Raw genomic sequence first — 12,273 nt, forward strand, 5'->3', positions numbered from 1 at the left:
TCCCCTCTCGGGAGTCCCCCCACCGCTTTTTCTCGCAAAATGTTCGCTCATTCAAACAAATGATAGAAAATAATTTACAAATGAACGCGTCATTTTTACAAATACCCATTGACTTTTCCTGAAAAAGGAGAAATAATAGAGGCAGTACAACCGGGCGGAGCGCCGCCCTTTTCGCCTGCCCACCAACCCATCTTTGAGGAGGAATTTGTTATGACCCAGCAGGAGATCCTGGCAAAAGTCGACCACACCCTTTTGAAGCCCGAGAGCACCTGGGCGCAAATCAAGCAGATCTGCGACGACGCCATCGAGTACAAGACCGCGTCCATCTGCATCAACCCCTGCTACGTGAAGCGGGCTGTCGAGTACCTGAACGGCCGGGTGCCGGTCTGCACCGTCATCGGCTTCCCTCTCGGGGCCACCCCCACCGCCGTCAAGGTGTTTGAGGCCAAGCAGGCCCTGGCCGACGGGGCGGAGGAGTTCGACATGGTCATCAACATCGGCGCCCTCAAAGACGGCGACTACGAGTACGTCAAGCAGGACATCGCCGCCCTCAAAGAGGCCGTGGGCGATCACGTGCTGAAGGTCATCATCGAGACCTGCCTCCTCACCGACGAGGAGAAGGAGAAGATGTGCGACATCGTGGTGGAAGCCGGGGCCGACTTCATCAAGACCTCCACCGGGTTCTCCACCGCCGGGGCCACCTTCCACGACATCGAGCTGTTCAACCGCTGCGTGGCCGGCCGCTGCAAGATCAAAGCCGCCGGCGGCATCAAGTCGGTGGACGACATGGAGAAGTTCATCTCCCTGGGGGCCGACCGCCTGGGCACCAGCTCCGCCATCAAGCTGCTGAAAAATCAGGAGACCGGCGGCGCCTACTAAGGCACCGTCTCCCCTGTCCCCAGAAAGAGGGGGCGCGCAGGGTCTGGGCGCCCCCTCTTTCTGTTCTTCCCTACCCCCTCCCCGTGCGACCTGCCCGGCAGGCAGGTTTTTCTTCCCGCAAGTTTCCACCCCGTCCATTGCGGGGCCCCGCTCCCCCGTGGTAGGATAAGAGCAGACAGAACAGCGGAGAGGAGCGGCGGACATGGAGCTAAAAATCGGCGAGACCATCCTGCGCCTGCGCAGGGAGAGAGGGCTGACCCAGGAACAGTTGGCGGCGGCGGTGGGGGTCTCCCCCCCGGCGGTGAGCAAGTGGGAGCGGGGGGTCACCTGCCCCGACATCGCCCTACTGGTCCCTCTGGCCCGGGCCCTGGGGTCCACGGTGGACCGGCTGCTCTCCTTCACCCCCGGCCTCACCGACGAGGAGGTGCTGGCCGCCGAGGGGGAGGTGCGCGCCCTCATGCAGACCGAGGGGTTTGCCGCCGGCTGCGCCCGGCTGGAAGAGCTGCTGCACCAGTACCCCAACTGCGACTACCTGAAATTTCGCCTGGCCGGCCTCCTGCAGATGGGGCTGGGGATGACCCCCACCCCGGATGGGGACGAGGCGCAGGCCCAGGCGGCCCTGCGCCGGGCCGCCGCCCTCCTCGAACAGGTGGAGCAGGGGGGCGACCCCCGGCTGAAGGGTCCCGCCGCCGCGGTGCTGGCGGGCCTCTACCTCTCCGGGGGCGAGTTCGAGCGGGCCGAGCAGCTTCTGAACGGCCTGCCCCGGCAGGAGGTGGACCCCGCCGACCTCTACACCTCCCTCTACCTGGCCAAGGGGGACCTGGAGAGGGCCGAGGCCAGTGCCCAGGGCCGGCTCTACCAGTCCCTGGCCACGGCGGGGCTCGCCCTGGGGCAGCTGCAAAACATCGCCCGCCAGCGGGGGGACGAACAGCGCCTCCGCCTCTACGCGGCCGACTGCGCGGCCCTGACCGGCCGCTTTGGGGTGGGCGGCGCCTTCGGCGGCTGGGAGGTGGAGGCCGAGCACCTGGCTCGGGAGGGGGCGATCGAGCAGGCGCTGGACGCCTTTGATCGCTATGTGGACGACCTGTCCCGCCTGAACTTCGACTTCTCCCAGAGCCCCCACTTCTCCGCCGCCCCCCTCAAGCGCCCCGACCCCCGCCAGGTGAAGAACAACCGCCTCCTCATCGCCCGGATGCTGGAGGGGGACCGGCGCTTTGTCCCCCTGCTGGAGCATCCCCGCTACCGGGCCGCCCTCCGGCGGCTGGCCGAGAGCGCCGACGACCTGGAAGAGAAGCCGCCCAAAAATCCAGTTGACAAGGGCTGCGCGCCGTGCTAGCATAGAACACATCACAAAGACCGACACAGGCAATGAAGAGAAGAGTACGCTTCGCACAGTCGCCAAAGAGAGCCCCGGACGGTGAAAAGGGGTGCGAAAGGCGGGGCGGAAAATGGTCTCGGAGCTGCGCACCGACCGGGCGGAAAGGCCCCTAGGCTGCGACGGGGGCGCCCGTTACCGCGCCGGGGTATCGACAGGCAAAAGGGGGACAAAGCCCCGCCCGTCCGCACCCGCCGAGGCCCGTTTTTTTCGGGCAAAATCAAGGTGGTACCGCGAAGCTGACAGCTCTCGCCCTTGCAGCGCAGATCATGCGCTCTGGGGCGGGGGCTTTTTTGCTGCCCCTCTCCCCCCATCGGCCGGTCTTGTGCCGCGAAGGACAAACAGCGAAAAGGAGGATCCCCCCATGAAATTGGAAACCAAGTGCCTGCACGCCGGCTACGCCCCGGAAAACGGCCAGCCCTGCGCCCTGCCCATCTACCAGTCCACCACCTACAAGTACGACTCCACCGACCACGTCGGCGCCCTCTTTGACTTGAGTGCCCCGGGGCACATGTACTCGCGCATCTCCAACCCCACCGTGGCCGCAGTGGAGGAGAAGATCGCCGCCCTGGAGGGGGGGATCGGCGCCCTCTGCACCACCTCCGGCCAGGCGGCCAACCTGCTGGCGGTGCTCAACATCTGCTCGGCCGGGGACAGTCTGGTGGCCGTCCCCACCATCTACGGCGGCACCATCAACCTCTTTGCCGTCACCCTCAAACGGCTGGGGATCGAGTGCATCTTCGTGGACGGGGACGCCAGCCCTGAGGAGATCCGGGCCGCCTTCAAGCCCAACACCCGCCTGGTCTTTGGCGAGACCATCGCCAACCCGGCCATCAGCGTCTTCGACATTGAAAAGTTTGCCCAGGTGGCCCACGAGCAGGGGGTCCCCCTGGTGGTGGACAACACCTTCGCCACCCCCATCCTCTGCCGGCCCTTCGCGTTCGGGGCCGACATCGTCACCCACTCCACCACCAAGTACATGGACGGCCACGCCATCCAGGTGGGCGGGGTGATCGTGGACAGCGGCAAATTCGACTGGCAGAACGGCCGCTTCCCCGAGCTGACCGAGCCGGACGAGTCCTACCACGGGGTCTGCTATGTCCGCGACTTTGGAGCCGCCGCCTACATCACCAAGGCCCGGGTGCAGCTGATGCGGGACTTCGGCTGCTACCCCGGCGCCCAGGCCGCCTTCTACCTGAACCTGGGGCTGGAGACCCTGCCGGTGCGGATGGAGCGCTACTGCAAAAACGCCGAGCAGATGGCCCGCTTCTTCGCCGCCAGCGACAAGGTGGAGTCGGTCAGCTACCCCGCCCTGCCGGGGGACCCCTACCACCAGTTGGCCCAGAAATACCTGCCCGATGGCTGCAGCGGCGTTCTCTCCCTGACCATCAAGGGCGGCAGAGAGGCGGCGGTCCGCTTTATGGACAGCCTGCAGCTGGCCACCAACGAGGTGCATGTGGCCGACATCCGCACCTGCGTCCTCCACCCCGCCAGCGCCACCCACCGCCAGTTGACCGACGCCCAGCTGGTGGCCGCCGGCATCAACCCCGGCCTCATCCGCTTCTCGGTGGGGCTCGAGCACATCGACGACATCATGGACGACGCCCGCCAGGCCCTGGAAAAGGTCTAGTCCCTCTTCTCTCGGAAAATGTTTGCCCTCTCCCTGTAGACTGCCGACAGAAAGGCCGCTCCTCCGCCCCGCTGCGACACAGTGGGCGGAGAAGCGGCCTTTTTCTGCGGATTTTTAAATACAATTTGTATAATATTTTGTAAATACAACAAATTATCCCCTTTTTCAGGGCGTTTCTCCTGTGACGGGGACAGATTTCACCAACCTTGAACGGGGCGACGGCGACCCGGGATCCACTGCCGCATGGGAAGGGGAGAGCCGAGAACACCCCTCCGCTTTGGCCGGGGTGCGGTCGAGAAGTGGCCGACCACACCTTCTTTTTGGGCCCTTACCCCCGGTCATGGCGCTCGCTGCCCAGCCGACGGGCCGGTCTCAAGAGCCGACCATCCCCCGCCGGGTTTGCCAGCATCCCCCTGCCGGTTTGCCCACCTTGCCAGGCAGTAAGTCGGTTTTGGCCGCCCCAGGAACGCCGCCCCCTCGGGGAAGGGAGCTCAGGCCAAGGCGAGCTGGAAACTCCCCCTGGCCGACTGTCCACAGCGGAAGGTCCTGCCGGGCCAGGGCAACTGGGCGGCTGCGCTACTCCCCTGCCGGTTTTTCCGTCCTGCCGGACAGCGAGCCGGCTTTGGCCATCTCATGGGTATCATCCCCTCGGGGAAGGGAGCCCAGGCCAAGGCGGGCCGGAAACTCCTCCAAGCCGACTGTCCACAGCGGAAGGTCCTGCCGGGCCAGGGCAACCGGGCGTCTGCTCTACTCCCTTGCCGGTTTTTCCATCCTGCCGGACAGCGAGCCGGTTTTGGCCATCCCAGGGGCATCATCCCCTCGGGGAAGGGGGCCCAGGCCAAGGCGGGCCGGAAACTCCTCCAAGCCGACTGTCCACAGCGGAAGGTCCTGCCGGGCCCGGGCAGCTGGGCGTCTGCGCTACTCCCTTGCCGGTTTTTCTATCCTGCCGGACAGCGAGCTGGTTTTGGCCATTCCAGAGGCATCACCCTCGTTCAGGCAGACGACAGTCAGGCCAGAGCAGACCCGGACCCCCCGGCCGGCCATCTGCCGCAGGGGACCCTGCCGGATCCGGGCAACCGGCCACCTGCTCCCCTGCCAGTTTACCCGCCCTGCCTGGCGGCAAACCGATCCCGGCTGGCCTAGAGGCGCTGTCTCCGCTCGGGCAGGCGACGCCCAGGCCAAAGTGGCCCTGAAAGGCCTTCTCGGCCAATCACCCGCCGTGGCGGACCTTGCCGACCTCCGCCAGTTGGCCCTCTGCTCCCCTGCCAGGGGGCTAAAAAGGGGGCCGCCCGTTCTGTTGCCCCTCCCCCCCGTCCATCACAGCCGCCGGGCCCCAGGGAGGGGCCGCTGGCAGGGAGCATCCCGCCACTCCTCCCCCGCGGATAGGCCAGAAAGCCGCGTCACCTCTGTAAAGGCGCCCGCCTTTCCCCCATTTTGACGCAAAAAAGGAGTCCCTCCCGGCGGGCGGGAAGGGCTCCTCTTTGTTTTTGGGGTGCTGTTTTACTTGGTCGCGAGGGAGGTCTCGGTGGCCATCCGCTGGGCGCCGAAGTAGGTGAGGGCGAAGTAGGCGCCGTAGATGACGAGGACGATGCCCAGGGTCCAGAGGGTGCTGGGCCAGATGTTCTGCACCCCAATGGAGGTGAGGGCGCTCTGCATCACGTAGAAGAAGACCGCCGAGTGCACCAGCGCCAGGGCCAGGGGGATGAAGAAGTAGAGGGCCACCTGGGAGAAGACCACCCCCCGCAGCATTCCGTCGGCGGTGCCCAGCTTGCGCAGCAGCCGGTAGCGCTGGTTGTTGTCCGCCGCCTCGGAGAGCTGTTGCAGGGCGAGGATGGCGGCGCTGGCCAGCAGGAAGACAATGCCCAGGTAGATGCCGATGTAGAGGAAGGTCACCTTGCTGCCCAGGGCGATCTGGTAGACCAGGGTGGAGGTGGCGCCGTAGATCTTGATGCTACTCCCCTCCTCGATCTCGCCGCCCACCCGCTCGACAAAGTCGAGGAAGGCCGTTTCCGCCGCCTCCTTGTCGCCGGCGTAAAAGCCGCTGATGGTGGAGCGGTAGGCGGGGATGGCGGCCGCCACCTCGTCGGGGAGGACAAAAATCACGTCCTCCGCCGCGCCGACACCGGTGCTGGTCTCCAGCGCGCCGGTGAGATAGCCGTCCCGGTGGGCGCGCAGGGTCTGCCCGCCCAGGGTCACCGTGCGCTCACCCTTGAGGTAATTTTTCACCGCCTGTTGGGAGTCGTGGGAGAGGGCGATCACCGCGAACTCGCCCTCGGGCAGGTCGAAGGTGGGCTGGCCAGACAGCTCCATCAGGGCGTTGTAGTCGCTCTCGGAGACGGCGTCGACGGTGATGTTGGTCCCCGGCACGTCATCCCCCTCGTAGCAGCCGGCCAGCAGGTCGGCCTTGTGGATGCCGGTGTCGTGGTAGGCAAAGGTGACCGAGCCGTCCAGATACCCCGCCAGGTCAAAGCCGTGCTCCTGCAGGATCTCCATCACCGGGCGCTCGCTGTGCTCCTTCGAGCCGTTGTAGAGACTGACGTCGTAGACGGTGATCTCGGCCAGCTGGTCCTGCATGGACTGGGCCACCCCGATGCCGAAGGAGAGGGCCCCCACCGACAGCAGGAGCATCAGGCAGATGAAGGTCACCGAGAGGTAGGTGGTGTTGATCTTGCTGTTGAGCTGGCGCAGCACAAACATGTTGAGCTTGTTGTAGTAAAGCCGCTTGTTGGACTTGCAGATGCGCAGCAGGAACCCCGAGAGGGACATGAAGAAGAGCAGTGTCCCCACCCCGCCGACAAGCATGATCAGGGGGATCTCGCTTCCCAGCATCCGCATCCCGTTGCGGATGAACATCCAGTAGGCGGTGCCGATGAGGGCCACCGAGAGCAGGAAGAGCACCACCGAGTGCCAGAGCTTTTTGGCGCGGAAGGTCTGGTTTTTCTTCTGGGCCGAGAGCAGGTCGATGAGCTTTTGCCGGGAGATGGAGACGCTGCCCAGGGCCATGACCACCACAAAGATGATGGCGAAGTAGAGGATGGTCTTCCCCGCCGCTGCCGGGGAGAAGACGAAGTGGAAGGTGTCCAGCTTGACTTCAAACACCTGCGCGGTCAGCAGGGAGACCGCCTGGGAGGCGGCCACCCCCAGCCCCAGCCCGCAGGCCAGGGAGAGGGCCCCCACCACCGCCGTCTCCAGCAGGAAGATCAGGTTGACCTTGCCCTTGGGCATCCCCAACAGGGCGTAGACCCCCAGCTCCTTTTTGCGGCGCTTGATGAGAAAGGTGTTGGCGTAGAGGATCAAAAAGCCGAGGATGATGGAGACAAAGACCGAGAGGACGTCCATGATCTGGACCAGCATGGCAAAGACCGAGGACTGCACCGGGTTGGTGAAGGCCTGCTGGGCGTCCATCGAGCCGAAGACGTAGAAGATGCAGACGCCGAAGGTCAGGGTGAGAAAGTAGACGAAGTAGTCCTTCAGGCTGCGGCGAACGTTGCGAAAGGCGAGTTTACAGCACATCTGCACTCTCACCTCCCAGCAGGGTCACCACTTCGATGATGCGGGCGAAGAACTCCTTTCGGCTCTGCTCACCCTTCACCAATTCCGAGAAGATGCGCCCGTCCTTGATGAAGAGGATGCGGTCGCAGTAGCTGGCAGTAAAGGCGTCGTGGGTGACCATGAGGATGGTGGCCTCCATCACCTGTACCATGGTCTGCAGGCTGTGCAGCAGCATCCGGGCGGACTTGGAGTCCAGCGCCCCGGTGGGCTCGTCGGCCAGCACCAGCTGCGGGTTGGTGACGATGGCCCGGGCGCAGGCGACCCGCTGCTTCTGCCCGCCGGAGAGCTGGTAGGGGTACTTCTCCAGCACCTCGGCGATCCCCAATTCGGCGGCCACGTTCTGCACCCGCACGTCGATCTCCCGGGCGGGGGTGCGCAGGATGGTCAGGGCCAGGGCCACGTTCTCCCGGGCGGTGAGGGTGTCTAGGAGATTGAAGTCCTGAAAGACAAAGCCCAGCTGGCTGCGGCGGAAGGCCGCCAACTTCTTTCCCCGCATCCGGGTGATGTCCTGGTCGCCCACGAAGATGTTGCCGCTGGTGGCGGTGTCGATGGTGGAGATGCAGTTGAGCAGGGTGGTCTTGCCGGAGCCCGAGGCCCCCATCACCCCCAGGAATTCCCCCTTCTGCACCGAGAAGGAGATGTCGTCCACGGCCTTGGTCACATTCCCCCGGCCGCCGTAGTATTTGTGCAGGTGTTCCACGCGCAAAATTTCCATAAGAAGCGCTCCCTCCTTGTATCCGCTTTGTGTTTGGCTCTGGTATCAGTATACCCGCACACCCAGGGGGGAGAAAGGGAACTACCTTACATCCGCCTTACGCTTTTGTCACCTTGTCTCGCCCGCCTCGCCGCCCGCCAGGTGGTAGCTCCCCTTGGGGAAGGTGAGGGTGACGCAGGTCCCCTCCCCCACCCGGGACTCCAGCCGGATGCCCATCCCCAGCTTTTTGCAGAGGGTGGCGCAGAGGTAGAGGCCCATGCCGGTGGAGCGGGCGAAGACGCGGCCGTTTTCGCCGGTGAACCCCTTTTCAAAGACCCGGCCCTGGTCCTGCAGGGGGATGCCCACCCCCCGGTCGCACACCGAGAGGGAGACCCCCTCCGCCCCGGCCTCCCCCCGCAGGGAGAGGGAGAGGGGCTCCTCCCCTCGGTACTTGGCGGCGTTTTGAAACAGCTGCCCCAGGATGAAGACCGCCCACTTGGTGTCGGTGTAGACGGTGCGGTCCAGGCCGTCTGACTGCACCCGGGCCCCGCTTTCGATGAGGAGGGTGGCGTTTTTCTTCAGCGCGTCGGCGGTGAGTTGGCGCAGGCTCACCGGGCGGATGGCGTAGTCCTTCTCGGGGGCGCCGCTGCGGGTGTAGTAGAGGGCCTGCTCCACATATCCGTCGATGCGCTCGGCCTCCCGGCGGACGGCGGCGGGGTCGGGCTGCCGCCCCCCCTCCACCGACAGCAGCAGCGAGGCGATGGGGGTCTTGACCTCGTGCACCCAGGTCTCGATGTACTCCTGGTACTCCCGGGCCTCCACCGCCCGACGGTCGATCTGGTCGTTCATCGACTTGCCGCAGGCGGCCAGCACCTCTTTCCAGAAGCGGCCCTCGGCAAAGGAGGGCTCCTCCATCAGCTGGGGCAGCAGGCTCTTGCGGTCGAGCTCCCCCAGCACCCGGGCCAGGTGTTGGTAGTAGCGGCTGCGGGTGTAGGCCTCCACCCCGCAGCAGACGGCCACCGGCACAAACAGCACCAGGCAGATAAAGGCGGTGGACGCGCCCCCCACCCCCAGCAGGTGCAGCAGCAGGGCCGAGAGGACGCAGCCCCCGGCGCTGGCCAGCAGCAGGGGCAGCCGCTGGGCCAGCAGATCCCTCACTCGCACAGCTGGTACCCCTGGCCCCGGCGGGTGATCAGATACCCCTCCACCCCGATCTCAGCCAGCTTGCCCCGCAGCCGGTTGATGTTGACGGTGAGGGTGTTGTCGTCCACAAACTCGTCGGACTGCCAGAGCTCGTTGATGAGGGCGTCCCGGGAGACGATCTCCCCCCGGGCCCGCATCAGCACCCAGAGGATCTGGCGCTCGTTCTTGGTCAGCTCCACCCGCCGCTCGCCGCAGATGGCCTCGCTGCGGGAGAGCTCCAGTTCCACCCGGCCAAAGCGGGCCGTCCGGCTCTCCCCGCTCTGGTAGCTGCGGGCCAGCACCCGGGCGATGTGGGCCTGCAGCAGCTGGGGGTTGTAGGGCTTGGCCACAAAGTCGTCGGCGCCCAGGTTCATCCCCATCAGCTCGTCCATCTCGGTGTCCCGGCTGGTGACGATGATGATGGGCACCTGGCTGTGCTGGCGCAGCTGGCGGCAGACGGTGTACCCGTCCTGCACCGGCAGGTTGATGTCCAGCAGCACCAGGTGGGGGGCCGCCTCCAGGATCTCCTCCACCGCCCGGCTGAAATCCTCCACCTGCAGGGCGCGGTAGCCGTAGTTTTCCAGCAGCCGCACCAGCTCTCTTGCCATCTGCCGGTCGTCCTCCACCACCATAATGGTCTCTGCCATGGTCTCTCTCCTCCCTGTCTCGCGTTTTGTCCAGTATACCACAACCCCTCCCCCAGGCAAAGGAGGGGGGCGGCATCCCCGCCGCCGGCGCGGGAAAACACCCCAAGCGCACCCGGTTCGGCCACACTTTTTAAGGGGGCCGAAGGGTGTGCCGGGATAGGGGAAAGGGCGGCCCGGGTGGCCGGACAGGCAAAGGCAGGGGAGGTATTTTTCTATACGGCGGTGTGGGTCGCGCTGGGCGCGGCGATTTTGTGCGCGCTGTCTGTGGGTCTCTCAAAGAGAGAAAAATGAGCAGATTTTCCTCTGACGCCGATGCGGGATCTGTCTTTCCGGCAGAGGGCGGTCTTGACGGGCCATAGCCGCGCAGCAAACAGATATTCAAACGGCAAAAACAGGTGCAGATGCGGCGGCGCTTCCCCCGTCAGGCAGGACGGGGAACGGACAAGTTGCCCGCCCTGCCGCCGCACGCCAAAAAACAAGGGCAGCCGATGCGATCCGCCATCGGCTGCCCTTGTTTCACACATTGCCCCTCGCGGCGGGGAGGGGGGATCACCCGTTCCCCGCACCCTCCCCAGAGACAATGGAGGACACCACCTTTACCAGCTCTTCCAGTTCCACCTGCTCGGCAACGATCTGGTACTGTATCTCCCCCCGCTCGAACTCGGCGACATACATGTCATAGTGGCCGGCCGGCTCGTGGGTCTCGGGGTCGTAGGGGCCGCAGGGCATGGAGCGGTAGCCGAATGTGACGGCCGTCCCCCCGATGTCCGAAACCCTGACCTCGCTTTCGGGCAGAAGGTAGGCGCAGTCGCTGAAAAGCCCCAGCTTGGAAACCCTGACTGAAATGCCCTTGCAGGCGGCAATCCCTTCGGTCTGTTTGGGGCTGCCGTCCTCGTAGTACCCCTGGTAAAAGGCAAGCCACACGGTGTCCAACACAACGCTGCCGCTCTTGTCGGCAATGACCACCGCCGTCCCATTTTGGGGGGAGGCGATCAGTCCGGCCGGAATGTAAGCGGGGGTCAGCTCCCCTCCGTAGTACTCGGTGACCTCTTCCCTGCCCCACTCGACCCAGTCGTAGAGGGCCGGGTCATACCGCCTGCGGGCAGCGTCTGAAAAGCCTGCAATGTCGTTGAGGAAGACGCTGTTTGCGCCGATGCGGATTTCGGGCACTCCCGGCGACAGATCCCCGCCGGGGCCGATGGGAGGCGGCGCGCCCTGCCGGTTCAAAAAGGAGGGCAGAACAGAGAGGGCAGCGGCGGCAGCGACGGCGAGACAGGCGGCTGCCGCCCATTTCCCCCAGCCCCGCGCGGCCCGCCCACGCCGGTACCGGGCGGCCTCCTCGTAGTACCGATTGCCGAGCTCCCCCACCGCCTCAAAAAACAGGTTTGCGCTCACAAAACCACCCCTCTCTCCTGCAGGTATCGCCTCATCTTCCGGCGGATGCGGGTCAGCCGGACAGACACATTTTTTTCGGACAGCCCAACGCCCACCGCTATGTCGGAATAGGCGTCCAAATACCCGTAGCGGCGCATGAAGATGACCCGGTCTCTTTTGCCCAGCGTGTCCAAAAATCCCTCTATCATCCGGGCCAACTCCCCCGCCTCGATCTCCCCCTCCACCGTCTTGGGGTCCGCGATGCAGGCCTCGATCTCCTGCACGGCAACCGCAAACCTGCTGTTTCGCTTGGCCGCCTCCCCTCTCCAATAGGCCTTTAGCGAGCAGTTCCTGACGATCTTTGCGATGTAGGACAGCAGGGGGGCGGGCCGCGCCGGGGGGATCGCGTTCCAAGCGCCCAGATAGGCGTCGTTCACACACTCCTCCGCGTCCCGCCGGCTGTTCAGGATGTTGTTTGAAAGGGCGTGGCAAATCGCCCCGTACTTTCTGTCCAATTCCACTATGGCCTGCTCTGAACGCGCAAAAAACAAGGCGATAATCTGTTCGTCTTCCATCGGCCTCACCGCCCTTTCCCGCCTCACCTATATACTACGGTTTTGCCGGCAAAAACTACAGGGTCTCGCCAAAAAAGTGCGGCGCACCCTCCACCAATAGCCGCCTTCCTGAAAACAGGTCCCGCCGGCAGCCCCGCGCCGGCCCCGGGTTTGCAGCGGAGGACTTTGCCGCTGCGCCCCAAAGCGGGCGGCAGCCGGTGCTTTGATGCATTAGAGCGCGCCCACAGAGTCGCTCTATTGCCGCACAAGACCGGACGACGGGGGAGTTCCCGGCACCTGCAAGCGGGGGCGGGCCCCGCCCGCCCGGTTTGAGGGCAGACAGAGGGGGCCGGCGCTCCCTCCAGAGCGCCGGCCCCCCATCTCAC

At 65.2% G+C, this 12,273-nt stretch carries 9 protein-coding genes; 3 read left to right on the top strand and 6 right to left on the bottom strand.

What is annotated here, in order from left to right:
• Window positions 1–210: 210 nt before the first annotated feature.
• The 3 genes from deoC (at window position 211) to ACTNAU_RS00735 (ending at window position 3,884) form a co-directional block, all read left to right on the top strand.
• A complete protein-coding gene (gene deoC / locus ACTNAU_RS00725) occupies window positions 211–879 on the top strand; it encodes a deoxyribose-phosphate aldolase (protein WP_021660650.1) in 669 nt (222 codons plus the stop codon).
• 202 nt (window positions 880–1,081) lie between these two features.
• Window positions 1,082–2,215, top strand: coding sequence for a helix-turn-helix domain-containing protein (locus tag ACTNAU_RS00730; protein ID WP_441097230.1), 1,134 nt, complete (start codon window positions 1,082–1,084; stop codon window positions 2,213–2,215).
• A 403-nt stretch (window positions 2,216–2,618) separates the two neighbouring features.
• Window positions 2,619–3,884 (top strand): O-acetylhomoserine aminocarboxypropyltransferase/cysteine synthase family protein, encoded by a 1,266-nt coding sequence (locus tag ACTNAU_RS00735; RefSeq protein WP_441097232.1) that lies wholly within the window; start codon window positions 2,619–2,621, stop codon window positions 3,882–3,884.
• A gap of 1,500 nt (window positions 3,885–5,384) precedes the next feature.
• Here the strand turns inward: ACTNAU_RS00735 and ACTNAU_RS00740 are convergent.
• From ACTNAU_RS00740 to ACTNAU_RS00765, 6 genes are all read right to left on the bottom strand, one after another.
• On the bottom strand, window positions 5,385–7,397 hold the full coding sequence (locus ACTNAU_RS00740) for an FtsX-like permease family protein (protein WP_441097233.1): 2,013 nt from the start codon (window positions 7,395–7,397) through the stop codon (window positions 5,385–5,387).
• Window positions 7,387–8,151: an ABC transporter ATP-binding protein gene (locus ACTNAU_RS00745; protein WP_185916525.1), complete on the bottom strand. Its 765-nt coding sequence runs from the start codon at window positions 8,149–8,151 to the stop codon at window positions 7,387–7,389. Before ACTNAU_RS00745 ends, ACTNAU_RS00740 begins: the two co-directional genes overlap by 11 nt.
• A 108-nt stretch (window positions 8,152–8,259) precedes the next feature.
• On the bottom strand, window positions 8,260–9,294 hold the full coding sequence (locus ACTNAU_RS00750; RefSeq protein WP_441097234.1) for a sensor histidine kinase: 1,035 nt from the start codon (window positions 9,292–9,294) through the stop codon (window positions 8,260–8,262).
• A complete protein-coding gene (locus ACTNAU_RS00755) occupies window positions 9,285–9,959 on the bottom strand; it encodes a response regulator transcription factor (RefSeq protein ID WP_185916527.1) in 675 nt (224 codons plus the stop codon). The genes ACTNAU_RS00750 and ACTNAU_RS00755 overlap by 10 nt, the downstream gene beginning before the upstream one ends.
• Window positions 9,960–10,508: 549 nt before the next feature.
• Entirely contained in the window at window positions 10,509–11,354 is an 846-nt protein-coding gene (locus ACTNAU_RS00760; protein WP_441097235.1) for a hypothetical protein, read from the bottom strand.
• Window positions 11,351–11,854, bottom strand: a complete 504-nt coding sequence (locus ACTNAU_RS00765) for an RNA polymerase sigma factor (RefSeq protein ID WP_441097236.1) — start codon at window positions 11,852–11,854, stop codon at window positions 11,351–11,353. Before ACTNAU_RS00765 ends, ACTNAU_RS00760 begins: the two co-directional genes overlap by 4 nt.
• Window positions 11,855–12,273: the final 419 nt, after the last annotated feature.

It is taken from the genome of Bittarella sp. HCP28S3_D9 (genome assembly GCF_052065655.1).
Classification (GTDB): domain Bacteria; phylum Bacillota; class Clostridia; order Oscillospirales; family Ruminococcaceae; genus Bittarella; species Bittarella massiliensis.

What these genes read in the sequence shown, in the direction of transcription:
- ACTNAU_RS00735 (WP_441097232.1), top strand. Translation starts at nt 2,619, where the DNA reads ATGAAATTGGAAACCAAGTGCCTGCACGCCGGCTACGCCCCGGAAAAC.
- ACTNAU_RS00730 (WP_441097230.1), top strand. Translation starts at nt 1,082, where the DNA reads ATGGAGCTAAAAATCGGCGAGACCATCCTGCGCCTGCGCAGGGAGAGA.
- ACTNAU_RS00755 (WP_185916527.1), bottom strand. Translation starts at nt 9,959, where the DNA reads ATGGCAGAGACCATTATGGTGGTGGAGGACGACCGGCAGATGGCAAGA.
- ACTNAU_RS00740 (WP_441097233.1), bottom strand. Translation starts at nt 7,397, where the DNA reads ATGTGCTGTAAACTCGCCTTTCGCAACGTTCGCCGCAGCCTGAAGGAC.
- deoC (WP_021660650.1), top strand. Translation starts at nt 211, where the DNA reads ATGACCCAGCAGGAGATCCTGGCAAAAGTCGACCACACCCTTTTGAAG.
- ACTNAU_RS00745 (WP_185916525.1), bottom strand. Translation starts at nt 8,151, where the DNA reads ATGGAAATTTTGCGCGTGGAACACCTGCACAAATACTACGGCGGCCGG.